Source organism: Permianibacter fluminis (assembly GCF_013179735.1).
GTDB classification, from domain to species: Bacteria; Pseudomonadota; Gammaproteobacteria; order Enterobacterales; family Permianibacteraceae; genus Permianibacter; species Permianibacter fluminis.
This window is the reverse complement of sequence record NZ_JABMEG010000001.1, coordinates 1,218,078-1,235,548: the sequence shown is the minus strand read 5'-3', so window position 1 is coordinate 1,235,548 and position 17,471 is coordinate 1,218,078. Positions and strand designations below refer to the sequence as shown.

At 58.9% G+C, this 17,471-nt stretch carries 11 protein-coding genes and 1 pseudogene; 4 read left to right on the top strand and 8 right to left on the bottom strand.

What is annotated here, in order from left to right; translation table 11 throughout:
• The first annotated feature begins 219 nt into the window (after positions 1-219).
• The gene (locus HPT27_RS05425; protein WP_172240037.1) at positions 220-2,685 is read left to right on the top strand and encodes a TonB-dependent receptor plug domain-containing protein; all 2,466 of its coding nucleotides are present in this window, start codon (positions 220-222) and stop codon (positions 2,683-2,685) included.
• Positions 2,686-2,768: 83 nt separating this feature from the next.
• Here the strand turns inward: HPT27_RS05425 and HPT27_RS05420 are convergent, their stop codons facing one another.
• From HPT27_RS05420 to HPT27_RS05390, 7 genes are all read right to left on the bottom strand, one after another.
• Positions 2,769-3,152 carry a YccF domain-containing protein gene (locus tag HPT27_RS05420; RefSeq protein WP_172240034.1) on the bottom strand — a complete coding sequence of 128 codons (384 nt, stop codon included), beginning with the start codon at positions 3,150-3,152 and terminating at the stop codon, positions 2,769-2,771.
• A 158-nt stretch (positions 3,153-3,310) separates the two neighbouring features.
• Entirely contained in the window at positions 3,311-3,931 is a 621-nt protein-coding gene (locus tag HPT27_RS05415) for a lysoplasmalogenase family protein (RefSeq protein ID WP_172240031.1), read from the bottom strand.
• A 2-nt stretch (positions 3,932-3,933) separates the two neighbouring features.
• The gene (locus HPT27_RS05410; RefSeq protein ID WP_172240028.1) at positions 3,934-4,305 is read right to left on the bottom strand and encodes a CoA-binding protein; all 372 of its coding nucleotides are present in this window, start codon (positions 4,303-4,305) and stop codon (positions 3,934-3,936) included.
• A 76-nt stretch (positions 4,306-4,381) separates the two neighbouring features.
• Positions 4,382-5,617 (bottom strand): TonB family protein, encoded by a 1,236-nt coding sequence (locus tag HPT27_RS05405; protein WP_172240025.1) that lies wholly within the window; start codon positions 5,615-5,617, stop codon positions 4,382-4,384.
• A 318-nt stretch (positions 5,618-5,935) separates the two neighbouring features.
• Positions 5,936-7,219 carry a TonB family protein gene (locus tag HPT27_RS05400; RefSeq protein ID WP_172240022.1) on the bottom strand — a complete coding sequence of 428 codons (1,284 nt, stop codon included), beginning with the start codon at positions 7,217-7,219 and terminating at the stop codon, positions 5,936-5,938.
• Between the two features lie 147 nt (positions 7,220-7,366).
• Positions 7,367-9,910, bottom strand: coding sequence for a TonB-dependent receptor plug domain-containing protein (locus HPT27_RS05395; RefSeq protein WP_172240019.1), 2,544 nt, complete (start codon positions 9,908-9,910; stop codon positions 7,367-7,369).
• Positions 9,911-10,347: 437 nt separating this feature from the next.
• Positions 10,348-11,328, bottom strand: coding sequence for a malate dehydrogenase (locus tag HPT27_RS05390; protein ID WP_172240015.1), 981 nt, complete (start codon positions 11,326-11,328; stop codon positions 10,348-10,350).
• 437 nt (positions 11,329-11,765) lie between these two features.
• On the opposite strand from HPT27_RS05390, the gene HPT27_RS05385 reads away from it, so the two are divergent.
• Both HPT27_RS05385 and gabT read left to right on the top strand, forming a co-directional pair.
• A complete protein-coding gene (locus HPT27_RS05385; protein ID WP_172240012.1) occupies positions 11,766-13,199 on the top strand; it encodes a sensor domain-containing diguanylate cyclase in 1,434 nt (477 codons plus the stop codon).
• Positions 13,200-13,374: 175 nt separating this feature from the next.
• Positions 13,375-14,667, top strand: coding sequence for a 4-aminobutyrate--2-oxoglutarate transaminase (gene gabT / locus HPT27_RS05380; RefSeq protein ID WP_172240009.1), 1,293 nt, complete (start codon positions 13,375-13,377; stop codon positions 14,665-14,667).
• A gap of 55 nt (positions 14,668-14,722) precedes the next feature.
• Here gabT and HPT27_RS05375 read toward each other — a convergent pair.
• A pseudogene (locus tag HPT27_RS05375) lies at positions 14,723-15,718 on the bottom strand (integron integrase).
• A 746-nt stretch (positions 15,719-16,464) separates the two neighbouring features.
• On the opposite strand from HPT27_RS05375, the gene HPT27_RS05365 reads away from it, so the two are divergent.
• Positions 16,465-17,442, top strand: coding sequence for an alpha/beta fold hydrolase (locus HPT27_RS05365; protein WP_172240002.1), 978 nt, complete (start codon positions 16,465-16,467; stop codon positions 17,440-17,442).
• The last annotated feature ends 29 nt before the right edge of the window (positions 17,443-17,471 follow it).

Here is a 17,471-nt window from a genome sequence, read left to right as displayed (position 1 = left end):
TGTGCAGATTTGTACACAGCCGAACGTCGAACCGTGCAGGTGACCGGTCGTTTATTTCGACTGTCTCACAGAGCCAGCAAACTATCTTGCACTGTTGTTGCGCAGTGATATAGTCGGCCGGTCACTCGCGGACGTGTAACGCTGTCTGATCTGCCGGTGCAGCAGAGCTGCACGTTTTTCTTGTGGGCTCTGCGTATAACCATTACAAGGAGCCCCGCCATGAAACGCCCTGCTTTTCATCACCGCAATACCCTGCTGACCGCAGCGGTGCTGAGTGCCTTGAGCCTCAGTGCCGTCGCGGCTGAAACCACCAGTGACGATTCGGAAGAACGCGTTGTCACTATCGGTACTCGCCTAAGCGGCCGCACCACCACCGAAACCGCCGCACCAGTCGATATTATTTCCAGCGAATCCATTCGCAATGCCGGCATCACCGACACCGGTGAATTGCTGCGCGCGCTGGCGCCGTCATTCAACATGAACAACACCTCAACCTCTGATGGTCAGGATCTGATGCGTCCGGCCAGCTTGCGCAGCATGGGCCCGGATCAGGTGCTGGTGCTGGTCAACGGCAAGCGCCGCCATCAACAGGCGGTCGTCGCTGTGCAACAAAACGTGGGGCGCGGCAATGCCGGCACCGACATGAATGCCATTCCGGTCACCGCCATCGATCGCGTTGAAGTGTTGCGCGATGGCGCTGCTGCGCAATACGGTTCCGATGCCATCGCCGGCGTCATCAACATCATTCTGAAAGACGACACCGGCACCCGCGCCTGGGCGCAACTGGGCCGGACCAAAGAAGGTGAAAACAATAAACAAGCGGGCATCAACACCGGTTTTGCGGCGGGTGAAGGTGTCATCAACGTCAGCTTGGAATGGCAGGATAAAGACGAAATCAACCGCGCAGGTTTGTCGAACTGGGGCGGTGATAGCCCGGTTACCAAGCAATTGCTGCTGGTGGGTGAAGCCCCCGTCGAAGCTAAGCAATTCTGGTTCAATAGTGAGCTACCGGTCGGAGACGGCCAATTCTATGCGTTTGGCGGTGTCGGAAAACGTGAAGCCGAATCGCTAGGCTTTTTCCGTGCGCCGGGCTCGGCGCGAGTCTGGGATCAGATATACCCGATCGGGGTTACTCCGAAATTGGGAACACAATCTGAAGACACTGCTTGGACCTTGGGTTATCGCACCGATATTGCTGACGGCTGGGATATGGATGTCAGCTACGGTAACGGCGAAAACCGGATGGAATTCCGCAATCTCGAATCGCTGAACGCGTCCTATGGTCCCGACAGCCCGACCACCGCTTATGATGGTGCACTGATCAACGGCATGTCGGTCATCAATGTAGACTTCAGTGGCACTGTCGCATGGGGAGTAGGTAAAGACGACTTGTCAGTTGCTTTCGGTGTCGAACGTCGTGAAGACACTTACGAAATCGAAGCCGGAGATCTTGTTTCCTATTCACGCGGCGATACCGAGTGTAACCAGATTGCCAACCCGACCGGTGATCCAGACGCTGTTTGTGCCCCGGGTTTCTTTACCACCCCCGGTATGCAGGGCTTCCAGGGTTATCGACCGGAGTTTGAGGGCGAGAATAGCCGTGATAGCACGTCGGTTTACCTCGATACCGAAGCTTTCCTGACTGACTCCTTCTCAATCGGAGCTGCCTTGCGCTTCGAAGACTATTCCGATTTTGGCAATACCACGACTGGCAAGCTGTCCGGCCGTTTCCAGTTAACGCCTGAATTTGCTTTGCGCGGCACTTACTCTACCGGCTTCCGTGCGCCAGGTATGCAACAGCAGTTCTTCACTCAACGCTCGATTTCGCTTGGCTCCAGTGGTGTGCTGGAAGACTTGGTGACACTACGCCCGGGTTCCGAACTCGCCAGCGAACTGGGTTTTGAAGATCTTAAAGAGGAAACCTCGGAAAGCTTCAGCTTTGGCTTTGTGTATAGCGGTGACATCTGGACCACCACGGTCGATATCTATCAAATCAATATCGACGATCGAATCGTCTATTCGCAGGCTATTTCTGATGGGTTAAATGCGGAAGTCAGTGCGTTCTTTGATGCCCACGGTGCAGTACTAGATGGCGGTGATGGCCAGCTTGATGGCGTCTCCAAAGTGGAAATTTTCACCAACGCCGCAAATACCGAGACCAAAGGACTGGACTGGGTCAACCAATGGCGCTTCGAAGGCGGCGCGGACTCCCGTTGGCTGTTTGAAGCTTCGGTGCACATGAATGACACCGACATCACCGACGTCAATACTTCGTCCAGCATCGTTCCGAACAGCAACATTGTTGATCCGGGTATTGAGAACCTGATCGAAGATGCGCAACCGGGCAAACGGGCAACGCTGTCGGCTAACTGGATGACCGGTCCCTTCTCAACGACCTTCCGCGCCAGCTACTACGGTTCTTACTCGGATCACGCCGCAGCTTATGGCTTGCCAAAGCACACCTTTGGCGCCAAGACCTTGTTCGATTTGACCGGGTTCTACGACCTGAACGATTCGGTTCGGCTGTCCGCTGGCATCCTGAACTTGACCGACGAATACCCGGACAAGTGGGGCTCTGACGGTTCACCGTTCAGCGATTACCTCGGCTTCACCTACGGCTGGAACACCATTCCGTTCAGCCTGGCCGGCCGTCAGTACTATCTGCGCGGCGAAGTGACGTTCTAAGCAACATTTCACAGCAAAACCTGCAGCAAACAAAACGGGGCGCATTGCGCCCCGTTTTGTTTTTCCCAGCTAATGGCTCGACGTTAGCGAATATCCGCCAGGTTGCGACCAAACGGCGTCACTGCCAGCCGCATCAATTTCAGGTGCTGCAGACCAAACGGAATGCCGATGATGGTCAGGCACAGAATGAAACCCAGCACGGCGTGAAACAGCACCGCCCACAGGCCACCGAACAGCAGCCAGATGATGTTCAGGAACACATACAGGATGCCGCTTGGCGTCGAAGTGTCACGGCTGACCGAAGTCGTACCGAACGGGAACAGCGCGAACAACGCCAGCTTCAGGTTCTGGAAGCCCCAGGGCAGACCGACAATGGTCAGACACATGGCCAGGCCGCCGGTGAGATAAAACAAGAACACCAGCCAGCCACCGAACAGCAGCCACAACAAATTCAAGATCAGACTCATGATGAGTACCTCCTGTCTTATTGATCTTGTACTGGTTAATGCAAGCGCGGGGCCAACCGCTGATGCGCCGCGTTATCGGTCCTCGCGGGCCCTGGCCACGACGAAACCCGAGCAAGAGTGGCGCAGGTCGCCGGCGAGTGGTGAATTTGACCAGCCCGTTAACGATTCTGAAGAAAGTTGCAGACGAACAGGATCTGCGCCAGAAAATAGCTGCTCAGCACCAGCAGCTGGGCATAGCGCAGCGGTTGCCGGAATTTGTTCCAGCCGAGCAAACCGTCACTGAGCGCAAACAATAGCGCTGCCGGCAGCAATCCGAGCCAGCTCATTGAGCTGAGCGCAAGACCCGCCGCCAGTGCCACCATCAGCGCCAGCACCAGGCAGTATCCGGTAACTGCAACCCGCAGCAGGCGCTGGCGCGGCCAGAGCACGCGGCTCATCAGTGCGGCCACAGCAAGCGCCAGCACGGCGGCAAGGACGGTCAGCGTTGCGCCTGCGCTCAGCAGCGCTTGCATCATCGCCAGATGCGCCAGCAAAAACGCCAACAGCCCCAGCAGAAAAAATCGCGCCGGCAGTAACAGCGCGACATCACCGAGCCACGCCAGAGCAAGCGCCAGCAGCAACCATTCCCGCCCCGGAAACGCGGGCGTCGTCGCGACCGCCACGATCAGCAGCAACAGCGGCAACGGTTTGCTGACAACGTAAGCCACGCGCTGGCCAGACTGCCCGGCCAACGTGGCGAGTACCGCGCAGACGGCCGCCAGAATCACCCACAGTGACACGGTCAGAATTGCCCGGTATTGAGCAACACCAAGGTGCAGGCTTCTTCGAATGGAATGCCGGCGGCGCGCAACCGTTGCTCCAGCAGCTCTGACTCCGAACCCGGATTGAAGATGACCCGTTTCGGTTTCAGCGCAACGAGTTCATCGGCGAGCGCGGCACTGCGCTCCGGGCCGATATACATCGTGACGGTATCTACCGGTTGCTGGATGGCGGCCAGCGACGGCAGCACCGGCAGGCCTTCGATTTCGCTCAGCAAGGGATGCACGGGCAGCACGGTGTGGCCGTGTGCACGCAACAATTTTTGCGCCTTGTTGGCGTAACGATCCGGTTTGTTGCTGGCACCCAGCACTACGACAGTTTCGATCTGGCTCATCGCGCACTCCGGTTGCAACGGCAGGCATAAACAAACGGGGGCCGAAGCCCCCGTCATCGATTCACACCGTTTGCACTTACAGCGTAAAGCGCACCGGGATATCGATATTGTAACTGTCTTCCGGCAATTCCGGTGGCAACGCCGGCAGCGGCATCGACTTGGTGACCATGTCGACCATCGCGCGATCCAGCAAACGCTCACCGGTCGACTCAACCACTTCCACCGCCAGCATGTTGCCGCTCTTGTCGACCGTGGCGCGCACCACGCCTTCACCGGTCAGCTTGTCCTTGAACGCCTTCGGCGGATAGAACTGGTTCTTGCGGAACAGTTTCATCGCTTCGCGCTTGTAATCACCGAACAGCAAGTCCGGATCGATAACCGCCTCGACCGCCGGAATATCCAGCATTGGGATGGCTGCCACCGGTTCCACTTTTGGTTCGGCTTTGGCCGGCTTGCTCTCCGCCACGACCGGTTTGGTTTCCACCGGTTTGCTCTCAACCGGTTTGGCGATCTCGACCGGTTTGGTTTCGACCGGCTTGGTTTCAGCAACCAGCGGTTTCGTCTCGACCGGCTTGGTCGGCGCTACCGGTTTGGTTTCCACAGGCTTGGTTTCAACGGGTTTGGTTTCAGCCGGTTTCACGTCAGCCGGTTTTTTCACCTCGTCGGCAACCGCCGCGAACGTGCGGCCGGCAACAGGCAGCAAGGTGTCGTACTGGGCAATGTACGTCGTCCGCTGTTTCGGATCGCCTTTGCCAGTTACCGCAGCCTTGAAGGCCTGACTCGGCGGCAGATCGCCAACCCAGGCATTGAGCAGCAAGTTGAAGAAACTGGTGGAGCGGATGGTGTTGACCTTGCCACCGTTGATGGCGATTTCGGTGCCAACACCCGGCACGTGATCAAAGGTCACCGTGTCACCACGCTGCAGGTTGTCTTTGAAGGTATTGGCGAAGGCAATGATGTACTGACCTTGGCCTTGCCAGACCGGCCGCGGGTTGTTCAAGGCGATGCGCTCTTTGAACGTACGGCCGAGCTCACGTGCCGACCATTTTTCCGCGACGATCTTGATGCTCATCCGCTTCGGCACGTTATCGGCCAGCGCGGCGTCCAGTGTCTTGACGTCGGCCGGAGCGAAAATCGCACCGAGATAGATATCGGTGCGCAGCTCCTGCGCCATGCCAATGCCGAGCACCTGCAGATCGGTATTGGCGACCCGCGCGTCTGCTGCCTGCACCGACGTTGCCAAACCGCCAGTCCCCACCCCAATCGCGAGCGTCAGCCCGCAGAACATCAGTATTTGCTTAATTATTTTCATCTTTGGCGTACCTGGTGAAACCGTGCACAACTGTGAGGAAGTTAACGAAATTACCTGCCTCTCGTCCAGCTCGGACGGCTGTGCTGCCGTTTGAAACCGACAAAAAGACGTCGTGGCGGGCTTTTTTCTGTCTGGTCCGGCCAGCAAGGCCGTATTTGGCTGGGTGCGCGACAGGTGCTGCGAAAGACAGGCGGCAAAAACCGGGGCGAAAAAAAGGGACCGTTGCGGTCCCTTTTCATTGGCTTTGCTGCGCAGTGGTCAACCGACCCGACCGAATCGCTGCAGGTCAGAGTCAGCCATAACGCGGTGGACGCCGGTTCAGCGGACAAAGTCGACCGGGATTTCCAGGCTCAACTCATTGACGCTGACCTCAGCCGGCAGCGCTGCAAGCGGCACGCTGCGCTCGACCATGCTCACCATGGCCTGATCCAGAATCATTTGCCCGGTCGATACCACGACCGTGCTGGCCAACACGCTGCCAGCCCGATCAATCTGCACCCGTATCACGCCCGAACCGGTCAGACCGAGCCGCCAAGCACGCGGCGGGTATTCCAGTTGCTTGCGAATCTTCTGCAACGCGCTTCGCTTGTATTCACCCAACAGCAAATCTTCGTCGACCAGTGCGGTCGCCACGCTGGCGATTGGCGCTTTGGTCGGCGCCTCGGTCTGCACGGAGCCCGGAATCACATCAACCTGCTCGCTTGGTGTCGCAACCGGCTGGGCCGTGGCTACCATGCTGACTGCCGCTGACTCCCTCGCATGGGCAGGTGTTGTCGCCGGCTGCGGTGCGGAACCTGCCGCCGCGACGGCGGTTACCGCAGGCTGCGGCGGCACGGCTTTGCTGGTCGCGGTCGGTACTGGCTTCTTGGCCGCCGGTTTCGCTGCCGGCGCGGACGCGGCTTTGTCCAGCGCTGTCGCGCTCGATGCCAGCGTCGCCGTTGAAACCGGCGCCGGGTTGCCCGCAGCGGCGATCGCGGCGCTGCTGGTCAGCGGCCGCGACACGGCCGGGATTGCGGTAAACGACAGGATCAGACGGGCGCGAGCTTCCGCGTCCTGGCTGCCGAGCAAGGCCGATTGAAACGCTTTCGACGGCGGAATATCGCCCAGCCAAGCCGACAACAGCAGCGGATAAAAACCATCGCCGTTGATGCTCACCAACAGCTCGTTGTTCAATCGAACGCGAGTGCCCTGCCCGGGCAGAAAATCAAAATCGATCTGATCGCCGCGCTGCAAACCGTCCTGAAACGCCTCGGCGAATTTCAAGATCCGCTCGCCTTGGGGTTGCCAGGTACTGCGCGGGTTGTTGAGCGCGATCAGCTCTTTCCAGTGCCGCTGAAATTCGCGCGCTGACAGCCGATCCGCCAGCACTTTCATGCTGAGCCGCTTGGGCACTGTTTCGTTGGCGGCCTGACCGGGATCCGGACTCCAGTCCGGCAGATACAAGGCGCCGATATAATAGTCATTGCGCAGATGCTGGGCGACGGCAATGCCATGCAGTTGCAGGCTGACATTCGGCGCCAGCGTGACCACCGTCAGATCGTCGGCTGCTGACTGATTTTGCGCTGACAGCGCCGGACCATAGCTGACCAGCGCCAGCGCCATCAACCAGCACCGAAACCACAACCGTGGGCGCAGCACTGCCGGCCAACGGCAACAACGTTTCAACCGTTTGTTCATCTGCCTGACGCCATCATTGTTGCATCGCCATGAAAAGGCCCGCACAGCGCGGGCCTTGTCCTTACTTCCTGATCAAAACCGGCCTTGCCATTCCAGCGACACGGTACGACCCAGTGCCGAGTACAGCGAGCGATTGAAGAATGGCCAGGAAAACGCCGAGGTCGGCGGCGCTTCGTCGGTAACGTTCTGCACGCCCAACACCACGCGATGGCCGGCGTTGAACGCATAGCCCGCCTGATAATCCAGTTGGGCATACGGATCGACGGAGTAAAACGCCTCGCCATTGCCGTCAACGATATCCCAACGGCCAACATACTGAACAGCCGCATAGTGGGTCATCGCATCACCTTGCCAATGCAACATCAGCTTGGCCCGCCACAACGGATTACCCGAAGTGCCTTCCAATTCCTGAATGCCACCATCCGGATAGGGCTCTTCTTCGATATTGATCAGACGGGTAATTTCGGCGTTCCACTTGAGCACACCGCCCAGAACTTTGTTGTAGCGAAAACCGAGTCCCAAATCGACACCAAACGCCTTGCGGCCGGCAAGGTTCAGGAAGGAGTCGTTGTAAGTGACATCGGTAGCGGTGTAAGTCGCGCCATTCCAGGCCGTGAATACTTCACCAGCGGCCAGCACCCGACCAGCACAGAATGCCGGCGGTGTTGGATTGCTCACGCACAGCCGTTCAATCGTGGCGGCGCCGAGATTGGAAACGATGTTGTCGACATCAATTGACCAGATGTCCAGCGACACTTCACTGCCACTGGCCGGTTCCACCAACACGCCCAATACCAGCGACTCGGACTCTTCCGGTTGCAAATCCGGATTACCGGATTGAACAAACGGCCGCGCGCCGGCGCTACCGATATTCAGATTGGTATACAGCTGGTGCAAACCCGGTGCCCGGAAGCCGGTGCCCCACGAGGCGCGGAACAACCAGTTTTCTGCCGGGTTCAACCGGAAGCCGATTTTCGGATTGGTGCTGCTGCCAAAATCATTGTAATCATCCTGACGCACCGACAGCGACAACTCAGCCCGCTCCGACAACGGAATCGCCGTTTCGACATAGGCGGCATTGAGCTGGCGATCGCCTTCTGCACCCGAGGTGCCATAGCCGACCACATTGCCGTCCAGAATGGCTTGTTCGGAACGATCGAAGAAATCTTCTTTACGGTGTTCCGCACCGGCGGCGAGCCAAATCGGACCGAGCGTGGTGTCAATCAAGGGGCCGGAAACCCGCATTTCCTGCACCGCGACGCTGGATTCGCCGCTGTGCCAGAAGCTGTCGGTGTAGTCGGCCACCTGAGCGGCAGTCAAGCGATTGCGCAGCGAGACCGTGCCATTGGCGACATCCGCCGCCAGCCGGCTGTAATCATCGATATGCAACCAGCCTTCACTCAGCTCTTCGTCAATTTCGTTTTTGCTTTGATAAGCCGAGAACGTGAACTCAAATTCGCCGAGTTGCCAGTTCCAGTCCATCGCCAGATGTTGGGTCGCCGAATCCGTTTCAATGGTCGGTGTGCCAAGTTCGGTCAGGCGACGCACCACGCGATAATTGACACCATCTACCGTGTCATTTTGGGCAAATGCCGGCGTCGAGGTAAAAAAGCCGGTGGACCGTGTGTCAACGCCCACCAGTCCGTAGCTGAAGCTTACGTTGGCCCAGCCAAAATCGTATTTGACGTGGCTATCAAAACTGAATCGATCCGATTCCGGCAAAAGCTGCGACTGGCCAGCAAAATCATACGCACAGAAATTGCCGGTAAACGCCGGATTCAGCAGGCTCGCCGCCAAGGTGTCGGCAGCCGCGCAATTACCGAGTACTGAAACTTCATTCGTTGCCAGGTTGCGTTGCCATGCGGTCCCGCCCACCGTGCTGCGACCGTCGACAACGCCCAAATCGCCAAAATCAAAGCGCAGCGAACGTGCGTAGTCGCGATCAGCGCCCAACAGTTCTTCGCGCTGAGAAGCTTCTGCGCCGACCAACCAGATCCACTTGCCGGATTCACCGCCGGTCAGCACCGACAGCGAACCGGTTTCGGCGCCGCCGTCTACTGGCGCTTTGCCGCGCAGATTGACTTCCGTGCCGTCAAAACGCTCATAGGTAATGATGTTGATGACGCCAGCCACGGCATCCGAACCGTACAGGGCCGATGCGCCGTCTTTCAGAATTTCCACCCGCTTGACGGTCGCCAGCGGAATGCTGTTCAAGTCGACAAAGGCTTTGCTGCCGCCGGCACCAAACGGATAAATCGGCTGCCGTTTGCCATTGACCAGAACCAGCGTGCGTTCCGGACCAAAGCCACGCAGATCAAACGCCGCGGCACCCGGGGTAAAACCACTGGTGAACGCTTCGTTGAACGTGCCGGCGCCATTGAACGCCGACATTTGCAGCAACTCACTGATCGAACTGGCGCCGGAACCTTCAATTGCAGTGCGATCGATGACGACTACAGGCGAGGCGGTTTCCTGATCAATGCGTTTGATGTGAGTGCCGGTAACAACAATCCGCTCTTCCTGATTTTCGGCGGCAACGGCAACGATGGCTTGAGTGGAGAGCAACGCGACAACAGCATGCGCAACCGGATGGCGGCGCAACAACGAGAACTGCATAACGACTCCTGCGACTGGAACGGCGGAAGAAACACCGCATAAAACGGTGAAGGTCCGGTCAAAAACCAGACAAGGGCGCGCAATCTAGGAGCTGAGGTAAGGGGCGTCAAGCAGAACTTGGCCAATCTTGGCGGGGTGTAAAGTGGCCTTTACGCCATGTATCGAAATGTAGCGCCAAAACCGCAAAAAAAATGACATACGTACTAGAGAATTCAGCTGATTGAGGACGATGGTTCCGAAAAACACGCGAGATCAGTGGCATGCATTTTTTTGCACCAACATGACCTAGGTGTCGAATGCACTTGCATATTTATCCGGTCATCGGCACTGACAACGCGGTCGCAAGGTTTCAATTGGCAGCACACGTTGCGCCGCCAATCGCAAAACAAAAACGGGGCCAAAGGCCCCGTTTTTGTTCAACCACTGGCAATCGCGAATTACAGCAAGTCTTTGCAGGTATCGCGCTCTTCCTGCAGTTCCTTCTCGGACTCTTTCATCTTGGCCTTGATGAAGTCATTGACCGGCAGGTTCGGGATGATGGTCCAGTCGCCGTTCTTGCAGATCACCGGGTAGGAGTAGACCAGACCCTTCTCGATGCCATAGCTGCCATCCGACGATACCGCCATCGAGGTCCAGTCACCTTCGGCCGTACCGAGCACCCAATCACGCATGTGATCGACCACGGCATTGGCGGCCGAGGCTGCCGACGACGCACCGCGCGCAGCGATCACGGCGGCGCCGCGTTTGGCCACGGTCGGGATGAAGGCATCGCGAGTCCAGGCGTCGTCATTGACCACGGTCGGTGCCGCCTTGCCATTGATGGTGGCGTAAGTGATGTCCGGCACCTGGGTGGTCGAGTGATTGCCCCAGATCAACATCTTCTTGATGTCGCTGACCTTGCCGCCGACTTTCGCCGCCAGCTGGTGCAGACCACGGTTGTGATCCAGACGGGTCAGCGCGGTGATGTTGCGCGGGTTGATGCTCGGCGCATTCTTGCTGAGGATGTAGGCGTTGGTGTTAGCCGGGTTGCCGACCACAACGATCTTGATGTTCTTGCTGGCGACCTTGTCGACGATCTTGCCGAGCGCGCTGAAAATCTTGCCGTTGTCTTTCAGCAGATCGCTGCGCTCCATGCCCGGGCCGCGCGGCTTGGCGCCGACCAGCAGGGCGTAATCGGCGTCCTTGAACGCGACTTCCGGGCTGTCGGTCGGGACGATGCCATGCAGCAGCGGGAATGCGCAGTCATTCAATTCCATCGCCACCGCTTCCAACACTTTCAGCGCCGGGGTGATTTCCAGCAATTGCAGAATGACCGGCTGATCTTTGCCGAACATTTCGCCATTGGCGACCCGGAACAGCAGCGAATAACAGATTTGACCGGCGGCACCGGTAACAGCAACGCGAACAGGAGCTTTCATGGGGTGGGTCCTCGACACGGGGGCCGGCCCTGACCGGGCCGGGATGACTGGAATTGAGGGCGCAAAGAGTAGCATACGAGCCCCGCCACTGTCGGCGTCGAAATCCGCCATGCAGCGGCCACAGATCACCCTCACAAACGCTCTTGGTCACGAGCGCTTGACCCCGGATTCCGCTTCGCTGCATCCGGGCTACCAAACCGCTCCATCTCCCGTAGCCCGGATGCAACGCAGTGGAATCCGGCAGGTCTTTCAAATACTCATCGCGACATCGCCGGGCACCGCCCTCGCTACCTGCCCTGCACTGCCCTGCCCGACCCGCCACTCCACCGCCGCCCTGTTTCCTGCCTGTCGCTGACAATTGCCGGCCCGGCTGCCAGACTAGGGGCTACTGCCCCTATGGCCCCTTGCTGGTCGCGATCCCGGGAGTAGACACGGACGTGTTGGGTTACCTGTTGGCAGCGCTAAGTCTTGCCGGCCTCGGCTACTGGCTTTGGCGCCTGCACCAAAACCGCTTGCAGAGCGAGGCCGCGCTACGCAGCAGCGAGGCCAAGTACCGCCTGCTGCTCGACTCGGCGCCGTGCGCCATCGTCATCACCTCGCTGCGCGACAACACCGTGCTGTACCTGAACCGGCGCGCCGTGGCCGAATTTGATGTGCCCCATGCCGACGAAGTGGTCGGCACGCCGGCGCCGATGTATTACCAAAACCCTGCCGATCGCGAACTGTTTGTTGCCACCCTGAAGCGCGACGGCAAGCTCGATGACATGGAGCTTGCGCTGCAGACCCCGGGCGGCGATCCGGTCTGGATGTCGGTGTCAGCGCGCGTCACCGACTTTGAACAGCAAGCCGCCATCTTTGTCGCCGCCGTCAATGTCAGCGGTCGCAAACAGGTCGAAATGGAACTGCGCGAACAGCGCCGGGTGCTGCAGCAGTTTTACGATGCCATGACCGATCACGTGTTCCTGATCCGGGTCGATGCCGATCAGCAATTCCGCCTGATTGCCACCAACAACGCGATGGCCAGTTTCTTCGGCGCCAGCAAGGATCAGATGCTGGACCGCACACTGTCGGAATTGCTGACCGACCCCACTTTGCTGGCCAGTGTCAGCGCCCGCTACCAGCACGTGGTGGACACCCGGCAAGTGGCTCACTACGAAGAGTCGGCGCCGGATCGCGACACTGTCCGCCAGGACTTTGATACCGTGCTGTCGCCGCTGCTCGATGAGCGCGGCCGCTGCCGCTACATCTGCGGCATTTCCCGCAAAATCAGCGAACGCAAACACATGGAAACCGCGCTGCGGGTCACCAACGAACATCTGCAGCAACAGCTGAGCAAAATCGAAGAACTGCACGGTTTGCTGCGCGAGCAGGCGATTCGCGATCCGCTCACCGGTCTGTTCAACCGGCGCTACATGGAAGAATCACTGGATCGGGAATTGTCGCGGGCGCTGCGCGAAGGCTACCCGGTCAGCGTGGTGCTGGCCGACATCGATCACTTCAAGAAACTCAACGACACCTACGGTCACCCCGCCGGCGACGAAGTGCTGCGGCAACTGGCGCAACTGCTGAAAGAGCAGGCCCGCGCCAGCGACATTCCCTGCCGCTACGGTGGCGAAGAATTTCTGTTTGTGCTGCCGCACGCCAACACCGCAACGGCCGTTGAACGCGCCGAACAATGGCGACGCGCCTTCGAGCAACTGGCCGTGCCCTTCGGCACCCTCAGCCTGCGGGCCACGCTTTCTGCCGGCGTCGCCAGCTACCCCGGTCACGGCCGCACCGCAGCGGCCTTGATCGATGCCGCCGACCGCGCGCTGTACGACGCCAAGCATCAAGGCCGCAACCGGATTTGCGCAGCGGCCGACAAGGTCTGAGCCGGCCGTTGCCGCTCGGTTGGTCGGGCGGGACAGGATTCCGTGCCGCCCATTCGCAGTACAAACGTCCAAGCAAGCTGGCCGGCCCTTGCTGCTGGCCGCGACACTGTGTTTAACTTATTAAACACACCCCGAACCACCGGCCCCCGCGCCGGCCTGCCTGATAGGTCTCGCCATGTCTTCTAATGCCGCCCCCCGCAATGCCGACCTGCAAAAACGCCGTGAAGCCGCCATCGCCCGCGGCGTTGGCCAGGCCACCCAGCGCTACGCCGACAAAGCGCTGAACGCCGAAGTCTGGGACGTTGAAGGCAAGCGCTACATTGATTTCGCTGGCGGCATCGGCGTGCTCAACACCGGCCACCGACATCCGAAAGTCATGGCCGCCATCGAAAAACAACTCGGCCGTTTTCTGCACACCTGTTTTCAGGTGATGCCCTATGAGCCTTATGTGGAGCTGGCGGAAAAACTGAATGCGATCGCGCCCATCAAGGGCCCGGCCAAATCGCTGTTTCTTTCCACCGGCGCCGAGGCAGTGGAAAACTCCGTCAAGATCGCCCGCGCCTACACCAAGCGCACCGGCATCATCGCCTTCAGCGGCGGCTTTCACGGCCGCACCATGATGGGCATGGCGCTGACCGGCAAAGTGGCGCCGTATAAAATCGGCTTCGGGCCGTTTCCGGCCGAGATTTATCACGCCCGCTTCCCGCACGCCTACCACGGCGTCACCGTCGCCGACACGCTGGCTGATCTGCAAAACATTTTCAAAAGCGATATCGAACCGAGCCGCGTCGCTGCCATCATCATTGAACCGGTACAAGGCGAAGGCGGCTTCACCGTCACGCCGCCGGAACTGATGCGAGCGCTGCGTGCGCTCTGCGACGAGCACGGCATTTTGCTCATCGCCGATGAAGTGCAATCCGGCTTCGCCCGCACCGGCAAATACTTCGCCATGCAACATTACGACGTCCACGCCGATCTCATCACCACCGCCAAATCGATTGGCGGCGGCCTGCCGATTTCCGGCGTCGTCGGCCGCGCCGACGTGATGGACGCACCGGCACCCGGCGGCCTCGGTGGCACCTACGCCGGCAATCCGGTGGCGTGCGCCGCCGCTTGCGCCGTCATTGATGTAATCAACGAAGAAAACGTGCTGGCGCGCTCACAGGCGCTCGGCGACAAGTTCAAACAATTCATGACTGAACTGGCCGCCGACAAGGCCCTCGGCATTGGCGAAATCCGTGGTCTTGGCGGCATGGTCGCGTTTGAACTTGTCAAACCCGGCAGCCATGAACCGGACGCCGACCGCACCAAAAAACTCACCGCCCGCGCCGCCGAACTCGGCCTCATCCTGCTGAGCTGCGGCGTCTACTACAACACCATCCGCGTGCTGGTCCCCATCACCGCCGAAGACAAGATCTTTGCTGAAGGTCTGGCGATTTTGGCGCAGGCGCTACGCGAAACAGCTTGAGCGTCAACAGCAGACAAAAACGGCGGGAACTCCCCGCCGTTTTCTGTTTGTCCGCTCAATCCAGCGGACTGACCACCGCCAAACCGCCACGATTCAGCACGTGGGTATAGATCTGGGTGGTTTTGACATCCTTATGCCCCAGCAACTCCTGGACGGTACGAATGTCGTAGCCGCGCTCAAGTAGATGGGTGGCGAAGGAATGTCGCAAGGTGTGCGGGGTCGCTGGTTTATCCAGCCCAGCGGACCGCACAGCCGATTTCATGGCCCGCTGAATTCGTTTCTCATCCAGATGATGCCGACGCCTCAGGCCCGTTCGCGGATCAACCGAAAGCGAGTCAGCCGGGAAAAAATACTGCCAGCCCGGCTCCCTGTCGGCTCCCGGGTACTTGCGCGCCAAGGCAAACGGCAGATACACACCGGGCACATTCGCCGCTCCGTCTGCTTGTGCAAGGGACAGTGCCACCTGCTTTTGTGCCCGCAATGAAACGATTAGCTTCTGTGGCAGCACCGTTACCCGATCCTTGCTGCCCTTGCCATCCCGAATCAGTATCTCACTACGTTCGAAATCCACATCCTTGATGCGCAGGCGCATCGCCTCCATCAGCCGCATGCCGGTCCCGTACAGCAACTGAAGCACCAGCGCCTCAACGCCGGAGACATGTAACAGCAAGCGCTGAACCTCATCCCGGGACAAAACGACTGGCAGGTGCTGCGAAGGCTTGGCCCGCGTTACCCCGTCCAGCCACGGTAACTCGATCTGAAGAACCTCTTTGTAGAGGAACTACAATGCCGCCAGAGCCTGATTCTGTGTCGATGCCGAAACCCGGCGAGCGACCGCGAGATGCGTAAGGTATTGCTCCACCTCTGCGGCGGCCATATCCTTCGGGTGGCGTTTGTTATGGAATAGAATGAACCGGCGAATCCACTCGACGTAACTGGTCTCCGTCCTGATCGCGTAGTGCTTGACACGGAGCCGGTCCCGGACCTGATCCAATAGCCGAACAGGGGGGTGTATTCTGATGGGGTAATTGTTTTTCCATAATGCCGGCATCCTTGCGACAAGTCATTGAATTACAAGAGCACCCTGCTCAGGGCTCGGTTTTTATACACCAACCGAGGAATTTTATACACCATCCTTGGTGTCCAATAATAGTTAGGTGCCAGATGATTTGCGCGCATTTAAATCCGGTTGAAGAGAGGATTAAGTCTGAGGGTGTTGCTGAAATCTTCAGAGGAAGACCGTGGAGCAACGTCAAGGGTGTGTGGGTTTACTTTGACTGTTACTTGCATCCAAACAGCCTAATGGAGTCACTGTCTCTCGCCAGCTGTGTCAAGAGGCACGAACACAAGGGCACTCACGATGGCTCAGAACTCGGCCTTATTTGTGAAGCCTGTGACTGCGGGGTTATGGGTTTGCACCCCTCTGCGAGGAAAGGCGGCGTTAAAAGTGTCGGCTAAAAAAATGTCACCTAACCCTTCGGTCAAGCGGGACTGCGGAACCGACGTGGTTTCTCCGGCCAATCGCTCTCGCGCCGCAGCCCTTTACCGCCAACGTTAATTCACCCAGGTCCGAACCACGCGGCATTTCGGACGCATGCAAGCTCCATTCGTGCGAAGCCGCTCAGCGGATTCTCACTTACCAACTTCCATCAGCCCAATCCACCTCGTTTTTTTTGAACTCGACGCAACTCTTTTCTTTTTTTTGGTCTGAGGCACTTCCTGCTTGTCGGCCAACGCTGTCTTCGCGATGGCAACGCCGATTCAAGCCTGCCCACCAACCAAAGCCCTGTTCCTTTCATGTCATATTCAATGTTGCGTTCGCTGCTGTTCTGTCTTGCCACTATCGTGCTGACGGCCTGTGCATCACCCGCTGTTCCGTCCAAACCCAACACACCACTCGATGCGGCGACCCCGCCGAGCTGGCGAAGCGAGCTCGCGGAGGTTGACGGCGAGCAGCTGGAGTATTGGCTGAGTCGCGCGCCGCAGGCGCGGGCGACGCTGGTATTTGAGAATGGCCTGATGCTGCCATTGACGACCTGGCAAACGGTGGCTTCGGCGTTTACCGAGCGCTGCAATGTGCTGGTGTACAACCGCGCCGGGGTCGGTCGAAGCAGCGTGCCGGAAGAAGCTCAAGCGCCCGAGCACACCGCGCAGCAATTGCAGCGGCTGTTGCAACAACTGATGCCGGACCGCCCATCCGTTCCGACGGTGTTGGTCGGGCACTCGCTCGGCGGCCAGTATGTGCAGCTGTTTGCGCGGCAATACCCGGAACTTGTCAGCGGCATCGTGCTGGTTGATGCACTACCGGTCGGCACCGTCAAACCGGTGGCCGAGTTTCCTTGGTATACCCGTTTCGGGCTGTGGTTGTTTGCGCCGGAATCTGCGCAGCGCGAAATCAGCCATATCGCACCGATGGGTGAGGCCTTGCTGGCGAACACGGACCCATTCCAGAAACCGATGGTCCGGCTGGTGGCCGCTACCGATCCGGTAGCGCACAAGCCCGAAGGGTTGATCAAGGATTTGCTGAAGGGCGCGCTTTACGCCGAGGATTTTGGTGTCTGGGCGCTGGACCCCGATGTCGCCGAAGCGCGCATGAATGAGCTATATCCCCAGGCCAGCGTGCGCGTTTTGCAAACGCCGCACCGCATTCAGGAGAGCAACCCGGCGGCGGTGATTGATGCCATCAACCTGCTGCTCGACAGCATTGAGCATGAACGCGCGCAAGCAAACATTGATGCGGTGAGCGAGAACGCAGCTAGCGCTGATCGTCAGTAAATACCGGGTGAGGTGATGGCAGGGACCGT

Excerpts from the sequence above, each read along its gene's own strand:
- HPT27_RS05425 (WP_172240037.1), top strand. The coding sequence starts at position 220 with ATGAAACGCCCTGCTTTTCATCACCGCAATACCCTGCTGACCGCAGCG.
- HPT27_RS05420 (WP_172240034.1), bottom strand. The coding sequence starts at position 3,152 with ATGAGTCTGATCTTGAATTTGTTGTGGCTGCTGTTCGGTGGCTGGCTG.
- HPT27_RS05410 (WP_172240028.1), bottom strand. The coding sequence starts at position 4,305 with ATGAGCCAGATCGAAACTGTCGTAGTGCTGGGTGCCAGCAACAAACCG.
- HPT27_RS05405 (WP_172240025.1), bottom strand. The coding sequence starts at position 5,617 with ATGAAAATAATTAAGCAAATACTGATGTTCTGCGGGCTGACGCTCGCG.
- HPT27_RS05400 (WP_172240022.1), bottom strand. The coding sequence starts at position 7,219 with ATGGCGCTGGCGCTGGTCAGCTATGGTCCGGCGCTGTCAGCGCAAAAT.
- HPT27_RS05395 (WP_172240019.1), bottom strand. The coding sequence starts at position 9,910 with ATGCAGTTCTCGTTGTTGCGCCGCCATCCGGTTGCGCATGCTGTTGTC.
- HPT27_RS05390 (WP_172240015.1), bottom strand. The coding sequence starts at position 11,328 with ATGAAAGCTCCTGTTCGCGTTGCTGTTACCGGTGCCGCCGGTCAAATC.
- gabT (WP_172240009.1), top strand. The coding sequence starts at position 13,375 with ATGTCTTCTAATGCCGCCCCCCGCAATGCCGACCTGCAAAAACGCCGT.
- HPT27_RS05365 (WP_172240002.1), top strand. The coding sequence starts at position 16,465 with ATGTCATATTCAATGTTGCGTTCGCTGCTGTTCTGTCTTGCCACTATC.